Consider the following 17,034-nt stretch of genomic DNA (forward strand, 5'->3'; position numbering starts at 1 on the left):
TCGCCGCGCCGTCTTCCTTAATCGACAGGGTAGCAGCAGAAGGGGCAAGGACAGCATGATCTTTATCGGCATCGCCCTTCTGGTTGCGGCTGGCCTGGTGCTGCTGATCAGCGCCGATGCGGGGAGCCTTGTCGGCCTGGGTCAGATGCAGACAGCCCAGTTGATCCCGCTGGTCGTGCTGCTCATTATTTTCGCGGGCGGATTGTTCACGCGTCGCCATCGCGTTTCCGAACTAGTGGGGGGCCTGTTCCTCTGGGCCGGGCTTTTTGCCGTAGCCATGGTCACCTACGCCTATCGCGATGAACTTCTCGGCGTTGTGGGGCGGGTGGCCGGGGAGTTCCAGCCAGGCGTGGCCCTGATCGACAGCGCAGACGGCACTTCGACCTTCCGTCGTGGCATGAGCGGTCATTTCGAGGTCAATGCCACAATCAATGGCCATACCACGCCGATGATCTTCGATACCGGCGCCAGCGCCGTGGTGCTAACCGTCGAGGATGCCAGGGCGGCGGGCGTCAATGTGGCGGGGCTGCGCTATACCGTGCCGGTCTCCACGGCCAATGGGCAGGGCATGGCGGCGCGCACGCGGCTCGACTCTATCGAGGTGGGCGGCATCATGCGGCGCAACCTGACCGCCTTCGTGACCGAAGCAGGCGCGCTCGAGACCAGCCTGCTGGGGATGACCTTTCTCGAAACGCTGAGCCAATACAGCGTGACACAGAATTCGCTGGAACTGGTGGACTAGCGTCTTTGTGATGTCGCGCTTCCGAACCGCAAAACCGTTGCCACTTTTGCTGGAAACGCTTTAGCCCGCCATCGCACGATCTTCGACCACGGCCAGCGCGCGCCTGAACACTTCCGGCCCGGCATTGGGGCGGCAGGCGTCGACGCTCATGATCTGCCGGAACTGTCGGGCGCCGGGGCGGCCATTGGCGAGGCCGAGCATGTGGCGGGAAATGTTGTTAAGCCGAACATCCTGGCTGCGCTGGGCTTCGGCATAGTCGGCCATTGCCTGCATAATGCCAGTCAGGTCGGGCACGGCGTGAGCATCCCCGAAGAAACGGGCATCGACTTCGGCAAGCAGCATGGGATTGTGATAGGCGGCGCGGCCAAGCATGACCCCATCCATATGGGCGAGATGCTCCTCGGCCTGTTCAAGCGTCTCTATACCCCCATTGATCATCGTCGGCAGCGACGCGAGGCGCGCGCCCAGGCGATAGACGCGGGGATAATCGAGCGGCGGGATGATGCGGTTTTCCTTGGGGCTCAGGCCCTGCAGCCAGGCCTTGCGAGCGTGGACATAGAGCGCGTCAACGCCTGCCGCGACCATAGCATCGGCGAAGCGGTCCAGGCTCTCCTCGACATCCTGATCATCGATTCCAATGCGGCATTTGACCGTGACCGCGCGATCCGTGACCGCGCGCATGGCGCGGACGCAATCAGCGACAAGGTCCGGCTCGGCCATCAGGCAGGCGCCGAAGCGGCCTGACTGCACCCGGTCGGAAGGGCAGCCGACGTTGAGGTTGATTTCGTCATAATCGAAATCGGTGGCAATGCGGGTGGCCCTGGCCAACTCGGCCGGATCGGAACCACCCAGTTGCAGGGCGACAGGATGTTCGACGGCGTCAAACCGCAGATGCCGCTCGGCGTCGCCATGCACGATGGCGCCGGAATTGATCATTTCGGTGAACAGCAGGCTATGGCGCGTGAGGAGGCGATGCAGGAACCGGCAATGGCGGTCCGTCCAGTCCATCATGGGGGCGACGGAGAATTTCCTATTCTTTTCAATCACTTAATATTATTCTGCCTCTGAAGCTAGAAAATTTTTGCGCTATATTTCGATAAGTCATCTAATTCCGACTTTTTTCCGTCGGTTTCGTTTGTGGCCCAATGTGCCATATCAGCGGGCCGTGTACCAATTCTATGGGATCAAGGAGATCGGTCAAATTCACGTCTGATGGGCACAGGCCCGCCGGTCGACTGCGCAGCGACTGCAGCAGAAGCGTCGACCCAGTCACGTCGCGATCAGCTACGTCTACTAACTGACCGGGCCACAACCTGCCCTGCAAAGTCGCCCGCTCCACGATCGGAGAGGAAGCGGCCCGCCTGACCTCCTCGACCCAGACCGCGGCTTCGCCCGCGAACAGGGTATGCTCGAGGTCGTTCGCATAATTGTCAGTCTTTTCCGCGTCGTAGGCCTCGCTGTCCGGATCATCCCACATCACGTCACCTGCCAGCTTGGAAACGGATCGGGTAGCCGCGCCCAAGCCGCTGGCGTGAAGCATTGTGCCGTAACTAGGCACGCATCAAGCGCCTTTCGGAGGGCCTGCTCGTCCATTGGATCCATGCCGATAAACACCAGCTCCTGGCGACGATCACCCCATTCTGGATCCAGATAAGATTTCATCGCGGTGCGCCACTCGTCGTCGTCAGGCCAGCGATCCTGCGGGACCGAGGCCCACCACCGACCACGGCGCGAGGTGCGCGTCAGGGCGCCAGCCTGGCTCAGTTCGCCGACATGCTGCGGCCGCGTGGCCAGCCAGAAAAAGCCCTTGGACCGCACGACACCGGGCCAGGGCGTGTTGATGAACTCAGCCAGCAGCATCGGATTAAAGGGCCGCTTGGCCCGGTAGACGAACGAGCGAATGCCATATTCCTCGGTTTCGGGAATATGGTCGGTGAAACCGTTGAGCTCCTTGAACCAGAGAGGGTTTTCCTGCGCACGGTCGAGGTCGAACAGACCCGTATCAAGGACCGCGTCGAGTGGAACATCGGCCCAGTCCGTCTCAATGATACGGGCCACTGGATTGAGAGCCCTGATGATCTTGCGGGCCGCATCGCGATCCCATTCCTGGGCCATGGAGATCTTGTTGAGGATGATGACGTCGGCGAACTCGATCTGCTCGACCAGCAGATCGACCAAGGCGCGCTCATCGCCGCCACCCATGGTTTCGCCGCGATCGCGCAGGAAATCGTGCGAGCTGTAATCCTTGAGAAGATTGGCGGCATCGACCACGGTGACCATGGTGTCGAGCCGAGTAAGGTCGGACAGCGACACGCCTTTCTCGTCACGGAACTCGAACGTGGTCGCAACCGGCAGCGGCTCAGCGATGCCGGTGCCTTCGATCAGCAGATAGTCATATCGGCCGCTTTCGGCCAAGGCACGGACCTCGCTGAGAAGATCGTCGCGCAGCGTGCAACAGATGCAGCCATTGGAGAGTTCGACCAGCTTCTCGTCGGTGCGACTGAGATTGGCGCCGCCCTCGCGCACCAACTCGGCGTCGATATTGATCTCGCTCATGTCGTTGACGATCACCGCGACGCGGCGGCCGGAGCGATTGTTGAGAATGTGATTGAGCAGCGTCGTCTTGCCCGCGCCGAGAAAGCCGGAGAGGACGGTGACCGGAAGCTTCCGGCTGGGATCAGTCTGGGCGGTCATGACGGGGTCCTGTGTTTTGCTGCCTATGGGCTGCGCCCGGCCTGAGGCTGGGCGCAGCAAGTTTGCGGGAGACGACGCGCCTAGTGAGCGATCATCTCCTCGACGATCTCGTCGGCCCCAAGGAATGATGGATAGTAAGTCGGCCAGTTGGTGAGTTCTTCGAGCAGGGCCGCCCGGTCATCACCCCAATAGAGGTGATAGTGGTCGGCCTTGGCGGGAGCGATCTTATGGTCACTGAACTGGATGAACTGCGGCGCAGCGTCGTCGCCGGACACCTTGGCAAAGATGGCGCGAACGCCGCGATTGCCCTTTTCATAAGTCAGGATTTCGTAGCCGTCATAGGCATAGTCAGCGACCATGGGCTCGCCGTCGGCATAGAAGGAGACAGTGTTACCCTCGATGGTAATGCGGTCGACTTCGGTCTGGTAGCCGATGGTGTAGTACGCCGTGTATTCCTCGGCCGTCATGGTGCCACCTTTGGCCTTGTGCTCCATTACCGGTGCCAATTTGCCGTCCTGCAGCAGCGGGTAAACCGATTGCCAGTCACCGGCCCAGTCGGCCAGCGTCCGGTCTGCGATCTGGTCGTCCTCGAAATAGCCCTTATAAACTTGGCTGTCGTGATCATGATCATGGGCTTCATCGCTGTGATCGTGTGCCTCATCGCCGTGGTCATTACCTTCGTGGTCGTGCTCTTCGCCTTCGGCATGCTCATGCACGGTGCCGGTGCCGCCGACGGCCACGACGTTGAACGGCGTGCCATCGATGGCGATCTCGCCGTCCTGCTGGAAGCTCTCTGCGTCGACTAGGAGCAGCTTTCCGGCAAGCGGATCGGTGACGACGATGTGGTCACCCGCGACAGCCACGCGCGGACGCGGGTCGCTCCAGTGGCCGTCCATGGAGTAGGGGTCCGTCAGCGCCAGAGATTTAGTCACTTCGCCCGCGATGACGTCCAGTTGATGAAGCTGACCGTCTTCGGTGAAGACATAGGCGAAGCGCGCCCGGATCGGATCGACGGCGAAGGTGACGCGACGGGTTGGCAGTTCAACCAGACGGAAGGCGTCTTCTTCACTTGGGTCGATCAGCACCACGGCGCTCGGACCGTAATTGCCCAGGAAGTACTGTAGGCCGCGACCGCCTACCAGCGTCGTGCTCTTGCCCTTCGGCAGGGCGTCAGAATAGGCGACATGCTCGATCGTCGGAGCGCCGCCCTGGCCGGGGGTAACGACAAGCAGGCCGGTGGCGCAGGCGAAAGCGACCTGGTTGCCCGAGGTGGCTTCGCCATGCAGGTCCAGGCACTCGGCGAGCTCACCGACTTTATTGCCGTCGCGATCGAGCGTCTTGATGCCGATGGGCAGGTTGGACGGGTCCTCCAGATGTGGTTCGGACACGAGGTCGAAATTGCCATACGGCACCACCACGCCGTGATGCGGCGCGCCCGAATTGACCTCGCGGGTGTGGACATGACCTTCACGCGCCTCGTGCTCCTCGAACACGCGGGCCAAGCCTTCCTTGTCAAAGAAAGCCGCCCAATGGCCGTCATGCTCAACGAAGTGGACGGGATAATCGCCCGTGATCTCGGCGCCGGCCAGCGCTGCATCTTCGACATCTATGTCCGCGTGATCGCCATGATCGTGAAAGGCGATGCCGGTCTTGATGGTCGTGACCACGTCGGCATCGCCCTGCACGGCATATACTGCTTCGCCGCTGTCGCTGCGATAGAGCGAGGCCGGGCCTTCAATGTCGAACGTCGACAGCGCATCGCCATCGACAGCGTCGATCGCATAAACGACTGGCTTGGCATGATCGGACACGAACAGACGCCATGCTGTTAGGTCTTCAGCCATGGCTGTGCTGCCGAGCCCGGCCAGCAGGGCGAACGTCGAAATACCCAGACTTAGTCTTCTCATTGGTTTCTCCTTGGTTTGATAGGGGTGCGGGGTCGCTCCACGCGGGTTCACTGCGCGGCGACGGCCGCGGTGATGGTGGCGACATTGGTACGGATCAGGTCGATGTAGGTCGGCGCCGGACCGTCAGGGCCGGATAGGGCGTCGGAATAGAGGACGCCACCGAGGGCGAGTCCGGCTTCGGTCGCGATTTGCTCAACAAGGCGGGCGTCCGAAATGTTCTCGGCAAACACGGCCGAGGCGCGTTGTTCGCGAACCTGCCGGATCAGCCCGGCAACATCGGCGGCAGAAGCCTCAGATTCCGTCGAAACGCCCTGGGGCGACAGGAAGGTGATGCCATACTCGTCTTCGAAATAACGGAAGGCGTGGTGAGCCACGACCACGACGCGCTTGTTCTCGGGTAAGGCGGCGATTGTGTCACGTACCTCGCCGTCGAGCGCAGAGAGGTCTTCCGTATAGGCGGCAGCATTGGCCCAATAGGTTTCGCAGCCATCCGCATCGGCAGCGCAGAAGGCGTCAGCGATGTTGCCAACATAGACCTGGGCTGCTCGAACAGCCTGCCACGCATGCGGGTCAAAGGGCGCCGCATGGAACACTGCTTCGCCATTGACAAAATGGTAGTGCCCGCCCAGCGGGTCCTCGACAATGTCGACACCCTCGGTCAGCTCGATGATTGGCGCTGTCGTGCCACTCGCCTCGATCAAGCGGGACAGAAATCCCTCGAACATCAAACCGTTCACGAGGACGACGTCGGCACGCGCCAGGGCGATGGCATCGGACGGTTTGGGCTCATAGACATGAGCATCCCCATCGGCACCGACGAGCGTCTTGAGCTCGATGCGGTCGCCACCGACCTGGCTTGCGAAGTCGCCAATGATAGAAAAGGTGGCCGCGACCGCCATCTTGTCCTGGGCAAAGCCGGGCGTGACGGCAGCGCCCAATGATATAACAGAACATGCCAAGAGGCGTTTGAACCGGGAGGTCATGGTAGTTCCTTCTTAGGCTGTACGGTGAGAGGTGCGGGGCCGCATGGTCGCAAGCACACCGCGAGGGCCGGTCAGCACTGAGACGGCATAGACTACGCCTGTCGACAGGATGATCGCCGGACCGGATGGCAGGCTGAAATGATAGGAGAGCAACAGCCCGCTGATGGACGACAACAGGCCGATGGCGATGGCGACCACGCACATGGTTTCGACGCGGCTGGTCCAGAAACGAGCTGCCGTGGCCGGCAACACCATCAAGCCAACCGAAAGCAGCGTGCTGAGCGCCTGAAACCCGGCAACGAGGTTGATCACAACAAGGCCCAGAAAGACGAAGTGGACCGGCGAGCCCAGTTTGGAAACCGACCGCAGAAACAGAGGATCAAGGCACTCGGCGATCAGGGCACACCGGAACACCAACATCGTTACCAGGGTCACGACCGTCACCAACCCGATCAGCGTCAAGGCATCGGTATTGAGCGCCAGCACGGTCCCGAACAGCACATGCATTAGATCGATGCTGGAGCCGCGCATGGAGACCATCACCACCCCGACTGACAAAGCAATCAGGTAGAAGGCGGCCATGGAGGCATCCTCCTTCTGCACGGTGAAGCGTGACACGGCCCCAGCACCCAAGGCAACGACCATGCCTGCAACCAGTCCACCGATGGTCATCGGCACCAATTCAAGGCCGTAAAGCAGGAAGCCGGCGGCGGCCCCAGGCAGGATCGCGTGCGCCATTGCATCGCCAGTTAGGCTCATGCGCCGCAAAGTCAAGAATACTCCGACTGGTCCGGCGCCTATCGACAGCATCAACGAGCCCAAAAGGGCAGGCTGCATGAAGCCGAACTCGACGAATGGGACGACGAAGAAAAGGTAGAGCGCGTTCATGAAGCACGGCGCTCCCCGGAGTGAGTGTGCCCATGATCATCCTCGGGCTGACACCACGGGCGTTCTCGTCCCAGGCTTCGTGAAAACGCCGGGCCCGCAGCAGGTTTTCCGGCATCAGCGTTTCGCGCGCCTCACCCCATGCCACGGGCCGGCGAGCCAGCAGCAGTGCCTGCGGAAAGTGCTCGCGGACCAGATCGAGGTCGTGGACGACCACCAGCACGGTACGCGCCTCGCCATGCCAGCGCTTGATCAGAGCGATGAGGTCACCCAGCGTCCGGGCATCGATGGCGTTAAAGGGCTCGTCGAGCAGGATGAGGTCGGCATCCTGCGCCAGTACCCGGGCGAACAGCGCCCGTTGCAGCTGGCCACCGGACAGGGTCTCGATGGACCGCTTTTCGAAGCCCGCCATGCCCACCGCGGTCAGCGCCTTGCTCACGGCGTCACGATCCTCATTACGATGCCGGCCCAGGAGTCCGCGACGTGGCCAGAGGCCAAGCGACACCAGATCGATGACGCGGGCGGGAAAAGAGCGATCGAGTTCGGATTGCTGCGGTAGGTAGGCAACGCGGGTCCCCGCTGTCACCGTGCAGGATCCGGTCATCGGCGGCAGCATGCCGACAATCCCCTTCATCAGGGTCGACTTGCCAGATCCATTGGCGCCAACCACAGCGGTTAGCGAACCCCTGGGCACCGCTCCAGACAGGTGATGCACTGCCGGATGGCCGGCATAGCCGAGTGTCAGATCGGAGAATGTCAGACAGGGATCGGCCATGCAAAACCTTGAAACTAACGCTTGAGTGTCGAGACGCGTGACGTTATTACATTACAAAATTCATCCCACAAGACGGTTTTTCATATGCATGTCGAGCCGACCCTCACCGCCAATCAACAACTGGTCTTCAAGGCTTTCGGAGAGGCTGCAGCGCCGCTCAGCGCCTAAACAATTCTTGAGCGGCTGCAGGGAAAGGGCATCAAGGCGCCGCTGCAAGTTTATCGCGCGCTGGAGAAGCTCATCGATTTCGGCCTGGTGCATCGGCTTGAGAGCCTCAATGCCTTGGTGGTATGCGACCACCAAGGCGATCACACCCAGCATCCCGTAGCCTTTGCCATTTGCGATGCCTGTGGCCTGGTTTCCGAGTTCATAGACCTGTCGGTTCAGGAAGGGCTGAACCGTTGGACCACGGGACATGCCTTCCGGCCCAAGTGGGTGACGGTTGAGCTCCGTGGCCTCTGTGAAAGCTGCGACGGAGCCTCCAAATGACAGAACTTGGCCTGGACCATGCCGCGCCCATACCCGTCTTTTTGCTTACCGGTTTCCTGGGCTCGGGGAAGACAAGCCGCTGGGCGAGATCGACACGGCGCCCGAAGTGCTTGAGCAGCTGGCGTTTGCCGATCTGGTGGTGATCAACAAGACCGATCTCGTTAGCCTTGAGGAGTCGGCAGCCGTCGAACCCCGCATCCGCAGCGTCAATCCCATGGCCGCCATCGAGCACGCCGAACGCTGGGACCTAGCGCTGGACAAGGTCCCTCGGCCGTGACGCGTTCAACCTCCAGCGCGTGCTCGAGGTCGAGCCGGAATTCCTCACCGAAGATCACGCGCATGACCTTGGCGAGGAAATCGGCAGCCTGTCGCTGGTAAGCGACAAAGCCCTCGATGAGCGAATGTTTTCGACTTGGTTCCGGAAGGTGTGAATAGCCCCGCGTTCCGTCAACCGGTGCCGCTCGTCACTGCGCGACGCCCGCGTAAGGTGTCCGGCTTCCCGCCTTTAAGTTCGGTCGGCTGATGAATAGGGGCTATTGCCTAGCAGCGCGACTGGTGGAGAGATGCGTGTGCAGCACAAATGGAACTTTCGCGCTCGGAGGTAGTTAAGGTCGTATCGGGGTGGTGTATCCTGATGGCGGCCGGGGACTTTGCCGAACCATGTTAAGGGAGCCTTATGTCCAATATCACTGATTTTCCGAGCGCTGGCCGCCAGTTATCGGAATATGAGGCACTTGTCGCGGCCGGACCGACAGTGCTCGATGCTATCCCGGGCGCTGTTTATATCTGCGACCATGACGGATGGCTGGTTCGCTACAATGCAGAGGCGGCCGCACTGTGGGGCCGCGCACCTGATCTCGGCGGGACCAGGGAGCGTTTTTGTGGCTCCCTCGCTTTATTCTTGCCTGACGGGACCCCTCTCAGGCACCAAGATTGCCCTATGGCGGAAGCGGTGCTCACAGGGGACGAAACCAGAAATGCCGAAGTCATAATCCAGCGTCCGGACCAATCCCGGATCACGGCCCTTGTCAACATCCGCACTCTTCGAGATGCCCACGGCAACATCCAGGGCGCCATCAACTGCTTTCAGGACGTTTCGGCGCATAAGGCGGCTGAAGAAGAGCTCCGTCGCAAGAACAATGACCTCGAGGACTTCTTTGAGAACAGCGCCGTCGGCCTGCATATTGTCAGTGGCGAGGGCATCATTGTACGCGCCAATCAAGCCGAGTTGAAACTCCTGGGGTATGCAGCTGACGAGTATGTCGGCCGTCACATTGCTGAATTCCACGCCGACGCGCCGGTTATTGGCGACATTCTTCAGAAGCTTTCAAATGGTGCCAAACTCGACCGCTACGCGGCACGGCTACGTGCCAAGGATGGCTCGATCAAGCATGTCCTCATCACCTCAAACAGCCGCTTCAAAGATGGCAAATTCGTCAATACCCGCTGTTTCACCATGGACGTCACGAACCTCCGTGACGCCGAGCGCGCGCACCGTGATAGCGAGGAGCGCCTCGCTGCCACCTACGAGGCGGCGACGATCGGCATAGCCGAGGCGGACGAAAGCGGACACCTGATCCGAGTTAACGACGCGATCTGCCAGATGCTTGGGCGATCGCGCGAAGAACTGCTGGGTATGACATTCTTTGACTATACCGAAGAGGACGATCGTGTCGAAGACGCGGCCCTGTTTTCTCGCCAAGTGAAAGGGGAGCTCGGAAACTACGCCCTTCGCAAAAGGGCGCGCAAGCCCGATGGAACGATAGTCTATCTCGATGTGAGTGGCTCGGCCGTGCGGGACGATAACGGCAAGTTTGTCTATGCCGTCCGGGTCATTCAGGACGTGACAGAAGCAAAGCACATGGAGGACAGGATAAGGGAGAGTGAGCGGCACCTGCGCAACCTCCTCGAAGCCTTGCCGGCAGCGGTCTACACCACGGACGCAGAAGGCAACATCACATTCTTCAACAAGGCCTGCATCGATATAGCCGGTCGCATTCCGGTGATTGGCGACAAATGGTGCGTGACCTGGCGCCTCTACACAGCCGACGGGATTCCCCTGCCCCATGACCAGTGTCCGATGGCGGTGGCTCTGAAGGAAGATCGGCCTGTGCGTGACGTTGAGGCCATGGCGGAGCGGCCGGATGGGAGCTTCGTGCCCTTCATGCCCTACCCCACGCCGTTGCATGACGCCGACGGCAACCTGACCGGCGCCATCAATATGCTTGTCGACATTACTGAACGAAAGCGGTCCGAAAGCGCGCAAAGGGCGCTCATCGACGAGCTGAACCACAGAGTAAAGAACACCCTTGCGACCGTTCAGTCGCTCGCCGTGCAGACCGTACGTCACTCCGGTAGCCTGAAGGAATTTGCGCCACATTACGAAAAGCGCTTGCTGGGATTGGCCCGGGCGCATGACCTGCTAACAACGCGAAACTGGGAAAATGCACCCCTGGACATGCTGACACGGGAAGTGATCGATCCCATCTCAGGCGCTATGGACCGGCGGGTGCACTTTGAAGGACCAACCGTTGCGCTTAATCCTCGCGCGGCGCTTAGCCTCACCATGGCGCTAAACGAACTCGCCACTAACGCTGCGAAGTTTGGGGCGCTGTCCTCAGATCAGGGAAGCCTTTCTCTGGTGTGGAGAGTTCTGGACAGGGCGGGGCAGCGGTGGGTGGAACTGGTCTGGCAGGAAGCCGGCGGACCGCCGGTGAACGCGCCAAGCCGCCGCGGATTTGGGACACGCTGGATCGAGAGGTGCCTCGAACGCGATCTTGGCGGAGAACTGGACCTGGTTTTCGATCCGGCTGGGCTGCGCTGCCAGGTATGCTTTCCTCTAAGGGAAATGTCGCAGGCATGAATGAACTCGCCGGGAAGCGAATACTCGTCGTCGAGGACGAGGGGGTGGTGGCTCTGCTCATCGAGGACATGCTCGAGGATCTAGGGTGCGAGGTGATCGGTTCGGTTGCGACTCTGAGCAAGGCAATAGAAGCCGCTACCAGCCAAACGTTCGATCTGGCCATGCTGGACGTAAACCTTGATGGTCAGCTGGTCTTTCCTGTCGCCGAAGTCCTGCAAAGTCGGCAGTTGCCATTTTTGTTCAGCACAGGTTATGGCCGTCTTGGCGTACCGGACAAGTTCAAGGCATACGAGGTTTTGAACAAGCCTTTTGCAAAAGAAGAACTGGAGCGAAAGCTCCGCGCCGCACTTCAAGGCCGCTAGATTGCGGCGTTCAACTGTACTGCTCGGTCAACTGGAGACGTGAATGAACCTGGACGGCGTCGGCGTTTTCCTGGTCGAAGACGAACCCTTGCTGGCGATGTCTGTGGAGGACATGATCATCGAGTTGGGGGGTAAGGTCACAGCCAGCGCTGCCAGCTTGACCGAGGCAATGGAAAAGGCCGGCGCCGAGAGGTTCGATTGCGCGCTGCTCGACATCAATCTGGGTGGCCGCGAGGTTTTTCCAGTTGCCAACATTCTGGCCGAGCGCGGCATTCCGTTTGCGTTTTCCAGCGGCTATGGAGCCTCCGGGTTGCCAGAAGCATATAGCGCCCGCCCTGTGGTGTCCAAGCCCTATAATATGGACCAACTATCTGCCGCGTTGCGAGCAATGCTTGCGCGTTGACGCTTAGCACGAGACTGATGTTGCACAAAAGCCCCGTCACCTCGCCAGATCGAAGCGCTCGTCCCTGATACCATTTTGGTCAGGTCCGCTTACTGCCTCGGCGCTCATCGTCAGCGCCTTTGTCATTCTTACACAGCCGAAGCGAGTTTCGTCTGGAAAGTTGATCTGCGTCACCTCCTGCACCAGGTATCCAAGCCGCTCGTAGAGCGGTACGCCCGAAAGGGTAGCCGTCAGGCCCAACAACCGGACACCATGGAAGGCAGCATCGTCTTCCACGCAGCGCATGATCGCCGATCCGACGCCGCGACGTGCAATTGCAGGATCGACGAAGACGCTGCGCACCGTCGGCATAGCGGCTGTTGGTCCTGTTGCTGTCATGCCCGTGGCATAGCCCGGCTTGGCGCGTGACCACGCACCGCTGGCGCGGATCGCGCCGCCGGGATCTTCGGCAATAAAGAAGTGCCCCTCGATCACGAGCGCGTCGTCCATCGTGCCAAATATATTCAAGAAGTTCGCGATTTCTGCCTCTGTGTAGAAGTCCGCTCCCAATCTCCACATGGAGCGTGCCTGCATCGCGCGAATTACCGGGATATCGCTGACACGGGCATGGCGGATCGCGTATCGGCAGAGGTTCGTATCTGTAGTCACTTTTTCTACCTTTGGGTCAGGTCCCGGCTTCGTCCACTCGGGATGGCGCTCCAGTGTGATTCAGGCAGCCCCGGCCGCCGCCGGTGCACTCCCTTCGAGATGGGGCGCAGGCTTTATGCGCTGCGGCGGTCGCGATGCCTAAGGCACCGCGACCCTCATTGATCGATACCGTCACCGACATACGCACCGCGGTTCCGCGGGCCGATCGACCAGTTACTGCTCCGCGCCATGCCCCTCCAACGCAAAGGTGGCGCGCAAGCCCATGAACGTGCCCCAACCGAGAAATGTTTGGCCGATGTCACCGTCGTGGTCAGCAAAACCACCAGTCGCGCCCGAAATTGCACGCAGAAGCTCGACATTCTCGTCGATAATCTCGGGACCGTCCGAGACAAGCATGTCGCCTTCGTTTAGTACGACAGTCTGGCGCGAGATCAGGAACACACCGGTCTCTGCTTTCATCGCCGGGCCCACCATGAAGCCGTCACAGGTCCAGGTGCCCAGCACCAGGGCGGGGAACGCGGGGGAGCCATCCTCGTTCACGCCATCGACACCCGGCTTCAGCGTGCCGACGGGGTACACATAGCCCTGGGTAATGAAGGGGTTGCCGTGTGCCGGCATTCCCTCTGCATCCACCGGAGTAGGTTGAAACACGAAACGCGTGTGGTCTTCCGCCACGTCGAAGGCGATCGGGGCCGCGAGGGCACCGCTCGAGGCGAGCGCTCCAGCAATGGCGAGAGCGGTCAGGTAGATGGACTTCATGGTCATATCCTTGATTGAAGGGTTGAGTGTTGAACGATCCGCCAGAAAGCGGGGCGTGGTGTACCGCGACGCATGTCCGTGCCGGACGCGCTGTCGCAATGGGGGGGTGGCGCCAAGGCCTGGCTCTTGTCAGCGGCCGGGCTGGTTCCGGCCAGCTCGGGCGCGACCGACCAGAACCGGGGATCATCGATCGAGCGTGGCTCGTGGAGCCCGATGTCTCTGAGCATGTGGTCACTGAACTGGTGCAGCATCAGGATCGTGTCACGGCGTGCACGCCTGCGCCTACGCACGTCGCTCCAGCGCATCGATATGGATTTGATAATTCTCAACATCATTCGGGCCGCCCTTATGTTCGGCGCAGCGGGACAAGGCGGGGCAAAGTGGCATCGTCCGGCAAGAGAGCAATCAGCAATGGCGAGCCGTTATGCCGACGCTAGACAAGTGATGCAGATCTGCTCGACATGGCGGTGATCGGTGCCACAACAACCGCCCAGTACAGACAAGTTGGGCAGCTTCTGCCTGAGGCGCAGATAATCTTGCGCAAGTTCGAAGCGATCCCCAGGGTCAAGCACGTCCGAGCTATCGAGTTCGGCATGGCTCTTCCTTGAAGCGTTGGCGCGGATGCCGCGAATGCGCGAGCGCCATTCGCCTTCTCCCAGGGCGCCGGCGAAGTGATCGGGATGAGCGCAATTGATCATGTAGTAGACCGGCGCAGCGTGCGTCATCTCGTCAACCTGCTCGATAGCTTCGCGCAAAGTCTCGCCAGAAGGGAGGCGACCATCTGTTTCTGTTGTGAATGAAATCACGACAGGCATGCTGACCGAGGCAGCGGCGCGCGCCGCCCCGATCGCCTCGCCGGTATGGGTCATGGTGACCACGGCCACCATGTCCGCTGCCGTTTCGGCGAAGATCTCGATTTGATGGCTATGATAGTCCTGCGCGTCATCGGGGCTGAGCAGGGCATTGGGGGCATAGCCATCCCCCCGCGGTCCGATGTTGCCGGAGATCAGAACAGGGGAGGCCGTCCGGGCTTCCTGCCGCAACTCTTCCATCAGCTTGATGGCATTTCGATTAAAGGCTTCGATCTTGCTGGCATCGTGTCCCAGCTTGACGCCCCAATCGCGAGAACAGCGCCAGGTGGGGCTTTCCAGGATAAAGCCAAGGTCGCGCTTTTCGGCAATCTCGAGATAGTCCCGATAGTAGCGCTTGATCGCCTCTCGCCCGCCGACTTGGTCGAGCAAGGGGTAAGATGCAAACAGGGGCAGATCGAGGCCGCGATCAAAGATCAAAGTAGTCTCGATCCCGCCATCAGTCAGGAAAATGTTGCCACTCAACTGCGGAAGTCGATGTCTGTAGTCACTCACGCACGTTTCCTCTAAGTTTGGACGGCAGCAGAACGCTGATCCGTCTGCCACGGTCGTTTGCTGATTTCTGCAGGTGCACTGCGCACATTTGCTGAGGCGCGGAAGTAGACCTGAGACGGCCTCCGCGGCAGGGGCAAAGTTGCCGCGACTATGCGAGTTGAGCCAAGCAGAGGAAGAAACATTGCCCAAGCGCGTCAGCATTGTCGTTTTTCGAGAATGTGATCCCTCGATCATCTACGGCGTCTTCGACACGCTGTGGGCGGCGGGGCGGTTTCTAAAGAACTCGGGCGGCGAGCCGTTGTTCGCGCCGCGCATCGTGGCAGCAAGCCGCGAGCCGCTTGAACTCATAACGGGCGTCAGCATTGTCCCGCAGGCATCGATCGAGGAGATCGAGCAGACTGACATCGTCTTCGTTCCAAATGTGATCGTATTTACGCCCAAAGAGCTCCACGCGCTGGACCGCCGGCTGATCGATTGGGTGGCAAGGATGCATGATCGGGGTGCGGTGATCTGTTCGGCCTGCGGTGGCTCGCTGATCCTGGCGGCCGCAGGACTGTTATCCGGGCGCGAGACCACCACCCATTGGAGCCATGTGCCAGTGTTCCGGCGGGAGTTTCCAGATGTGAAACTGCATGAAGACCGTATCCTGGTACAGTCCGGGGAAGGACACAGCATCATTTCATGCGGGGGTGCTTCCTCCTGGCAAGACCTCGCTCTTCTGTTGATCGCCCGCTATGGCAGCGGCGAGGAAGCGATCCGGATCTCGAGGCTGTTTCTCTATCAGTGGCACCGCGACGGCCAACTCCCGTATGCTTCCATGGCGGTGAACGTCATCCACGGAGATGCGGTGGTTCTCAAATGTCAGTCATGGCTTGGCGAGAACTATCAGCGCGCCGATGTGATTGCCGAGGTCGCGCGAATTTCAGGCTTGCCCAAGCGTACCTTCGATCGTCGGTTCAGGGCCGTCACAGGTTACTCGCCGCTTGCCTACGTCCAGGCACTGCGGATCGAAGAGGCAAAGCAGATGCTTGAGACAGAGTCGGTCTCAGTGGATGCTATCGGACGCGAGGTCGGGTACGAAGATGCCTCCTCGTTCAGCCGTCTCTTCCGGCGCATTACCGGCATATCACCAGGCGACTATCGGAAGCGGTTCAAGATACCAGACTTTTTGGTGCCGGTTTCGATGAGCGCGAACTCCAAGTAGTTCAGGGCATTTGACTTCTTAAGGGCTCGCACCTGACCTCCAAATAGTTGCGCTTCATCGCCGCCATCCGGAAGAAGATGAGTGGCGTTTCTCTCGTCCAAATCTCCACTTCCGGCCAGACAGCTGCCGGCCCCCACCCTGCCTGTCTTCCTTGTGCCCGTTACCTTGGGTACTGCTGAGGGACCGTGGCTGTAAATGAGCCTAGGGCAGCAAAACTCGCGAATTAAAACACTCCTCATTCACTTGGAATTTGGCACAAGGAGGAGGCGATTATCCTTTTGATTTACGAATTCAACCTCCGTCCGGTCGGCCCATCATCGGCGCGATGGACAAGCGGCGGGCACGGTCCAGCGGGGTCGCGATCTTTGAGGCCGCCTGCGCCAAAAAGGTCAGATGCTCCGTTGTTCACATAAAGCCAGCGGCGCGTGGTCGCTGCGTAATCGAGATAGGATTGCCCGAAGGCGTGCTCAATGCGGCGTTCCTCTACCGGAATGACGAAACGGTCAAGAGCGAGCCACAACAAGGGCAGCAGGACAACGGCCCAGTCGAGGCCGAAGCCAATCACTGCGCCAGCCACCAGCAGCAGGAGGCCGCAATAGAACTAGTTGCGGGACCAGCTGAATACGCCTGTAGTCACAAGGGCGTCAGGGGCGTGGTAAGGCAGGGTCGAGGTGCCGCCATGGTTCAGGGCACAGGCGGCCGCGATTTCAAGCCCCGGCCCGGCTAGTGCCAGCACCAACGCGATCGAGACGAACGGCCCCCAAAATTGTAGGCGCCGGCAGGAGTGAGATTGGCGAGCCACTCCAGCGCGATCGCGCCGGCCAGCGCCAGCAGGACGCAGCCATCGGGCGGGATGGGCATGGTTTGGTGACCGGGATAGGACGGGCTGCCCCAATAGGCAGCCCGACTGATCTGGATCAAAGCGGGAGGTGATGCGTTGGTCTAACGTGGGAACA

17 protein-coding genes and 3 pseudogenes are annotated in these 17,034 nt (G+C 60.5%); 7 read left to right on the forward strand and 13 right to left on the reverse strand.

Translation table 11 applies throughout. The features are described from left to right. Positions 1–55: 55 nt before the first annotated feature. Positions 56–742: a retropepsin-like aspartic protease family protein gene (locus ACXYMS_RS06510; RefSeq protein ID WP_458904758.1), complete on the forward strand. Its 687-nt coding sequence runs from the start codon at positions 56–58 to the stop codon at positions 740–742. Between the two features lie 60 nt (positions 743–802). Here ACXYMS_RS06510 and dusA read toward each other — a convergent pair whose 3' ends face one another. The 7 genes and pseudogenes from dusA to aztA form a co-directional block, all read right to left on the reverse strand. Beyond that, positions 803–1,789, reverse strand: coding sequence for a tRNA dihydrouridine(20/20a) synthase DusA (dusA, locus tag ACXYMS_RS06515; protein ID WP_458904760.1), 987 nt, complete (start codon positions 1,787–1,789; stop codon positions 803–805). Positions 1,790–2,218: 429 nt separating this feature from the next. Continuing rightward, positions 2,219–3,436, reverse strand: a complete 1,218-nt coding sequence (gene zigA, locus ACXYMS_RS06520; protein ID WP_458904761.1) for a zinc metallochaperone GTPase ZigA — start codon at positions 3,434–3,436, stop codon at positions 2,219–2,221. 80 nt (positions 3,437–3,516) lie between these two features. Continuing rightward, positions 3,517–4,152, reverse strand: a complete 636-nt coding sequence (locus ACXYMS_RS06525) for a metal-binding protein ZinT (RefSeq protein WP_458905922.1) — start codon at positions 4,150–4,152, stop codon at positions 3,517–3,519. 21 nt (positions 4,153–4,173) lie between these two features. Continuing rightward, a pseudogene (gene aztD, locus ACXYMS_RS06530) lies at positions 4,174–5,343 on the reverse strand (zinc metallochaperone AztD); the annotation flags it as partial. Positions 5,344–5,390: 47 nt separating this feature from the next. Then, positions 5,391–6,326: a zinc ABC transporter substrate-binding protein AztC gene (gene aztC, locus ACXYMS_RS06535; RefSeq protein WP_458904763.1), complete on the reverse strand. Its 936-nt coding sequence runs from the start codon at positions 6,324–6,326 to the stop codon at positions 5,391–5,393. 12 nt (positions 6,327–6,338) lie between these two features. Continuing rightward, complete coding sequence (gene aztB, locus ACXYMS_RS06540) at positions 6,339–7,214, reverse strand: zinc ABC transporter permease AztB (protein ID WP_458904765.1); 876 nt, start codon at positions 7,212–7,214, stop codon at positions 6,339–6,341. Beyond that, a pseudogene (gene aztA, locus ACXYMS_RS06545) lies at positions 7,211–7,986 on the reverse strand (zinc ABC transporter ATP-binding protein AztA). The gene aztB and the pseudogene aztA overlap by 4 nt, the downstream one beginning before the upstream one ends. Positions 7,987–8,070: 84 nt before the next feature. Here aztA and ACXYMS_RS06550 point away from each other — a divergent pair. The 5 genes and pseudogenes from ACXYMS_RS06550 to ACXYMS_RS06570 all read left to right on the forward strand — a co-directional run bounded on the left by ACXYMS_RS06550 (position 8,071) and on the right by ACXYMS_RS06570 (position 12,103). Further along, positions 8,071–8,475, forward strand: a pseudogene (locus ACXYMS_RS06550) (Fur family transcriptional regulator). 106 nt (positions 8,476–8,581) lie between these two features. After that, entirely contained in the window at positions 8,582–8,752 is a 171-nt protein-coding gene (locus ACXYMS_RS06555) for a GTP-binding protein (protein ID WP_458904766.1), read from the forward strand. A 399-nt stretch (positions 8,753–9,151) separates the two neighbouring features. Next, positions 9,152–11,338, forward strand: a complete 2,187-nt coding sequence (locus ACXYMS_RS06560; RefSeq protein WP_458904768.1) for a PAS domain-containing sensor histidine kinase — start codon at positions 9,152–9,154, stop codon at positions 11,336–11,338. Then, positions 11,335–11,700 carry a response regulator gene (locus tag ACXYMS_RS06565; RefSeq protein ID WP_458904770.1) on the forward strand — a complete coding sequence of 122 codons (366 nt, stop codon included), beginning with the start codon at positions 11,335–11,337 and terminating at the stop codon, positions 11,698–11,700. Before ACXYMS_RS06560 ends, ACXYMS_RS06565 begins: the two co-directional genes overlap by 4 nt. A 43-nt stretch (positions 11,701–11,743) precedes the next feature. Continuing rightward, positions 11,744–12,103, forward strand: coding sequence for a response regulator (locus ACXYMS_RS06570; RefSeq protein ID WP_458904772.1), 360 nt, complete (start codon positions 11,744–11,746; stop codon positions 12,101–12,103). Positions 12,104–12,139: 36 nt separating this feature from the next. On the opposite strand, the gene ACXYMS_RS06575 is transcribed toward ACXYMS_RS06570, so the two are convergent. The 4 genes from ACXYMS_RS06575 to ACXYMS_RS06590 form a co-directional block, all read right to left on the reverse strand. After that, positions 12,140–12,751: a GNAT family N-acetyltransferase gene (locus tag ACXYMS_RS06575; RefSeq protein ID WP_458904774.1), complete on the reverse strand. Its 612-nt coding sequence runs from the start codon at positions 12,749–12,751 to the stop codon at positions 12,140–12,142. A gap of 213 nt (positions 12,752–12,964) precedes the next feature. Continuing rightward, a complete protein-coding gene (locus ACXYMS_RS06580) occupies positions 12,965–13,510 on the reverse strand; it encodes a hypothetical protein (RefSeq protein ID WP_458904775.1) in 546 nt (181 codons plus the stop codon). 2 nt (positions 13,511–13,512) lie between these two features. Next, positions 13,513–13,845, reverse strand: a complete 333-nt coding sequence (locus ACXYMS_RS06585) for a DUF1127 domain-containing protein (protein WP_458904777.1) — start codon at positions 13,843–13,845, stop codon at positions 13,513–13,515. Positions 13,846–13,932: 87 nt separating this feature from the next. Further along, positions 13,933–14,874, reverse strand: coding sequence for a homocysteine S-methyltransferase family protein (locus ACXYMS_RS06590; protein WP_458904779.1), 942 nt, complete (start codon positions 14,872–14,874; stop codon positions 13,933–13,935). Between the two features lie 181 nt (positions 14,875–15,055). Between ACXYMS_RS06590 and ACXYMS_RS06595 the strand changes: the two genes are divergently transcribed. Further along, the gene (locus tag ACXYMS_RS06595; RefSeq protein WP_458904781.1) at positions 15,056–16,078 is read left to right on the forward strand and encodes a GlxA family transcriptional regulator; all 1,023 of its coding nucleotides are present in this window, start codon (positions 15,056–15,058) and stop codon (positions 16,076–16,078) included. Between the two features lie 283 nt (positions 16,079–16,361). On the opposite strand, the gene ACXYMS_RS06600 is transcribed toward ACXYMS_RS06595, so the two are convergent. Together ACXYMS_RS06600 and ACXYMS_RS06605 are read right to left on the reverse strand one after the other, a co-directional pair. Then, the gene (locus tag ACXYMS_RS06600) at positions 16,362–16,643 is read right to left on the reverse strand and encodes a hypothetical protein (RefSeq protein ID WP_458904782.1); all 282 of its coding nucleotides are present in this window, start codon (positions 16,641–16,643) and stop codon (positions 16,362–16,364) included. A 158-nt stretch (positions 16,644–16,801) separates the two neighbouring features. Beyond that, on the reverse strand, positions 16,802–16,939 hold the full coding sequence (locus ACXYMS_RS06605; RefSeq protein ID WP_458904784.1) for a hypothetical protein: 138 nt from the start codon (positions 16,937–16,939) through the stop codon (positions 16,802–16,804). Positions 16,940–17,034: the final 95 nt, after the last annotated feature.

The organism is Devosia sp. CAU 1758, assembly GCF_054482695.1.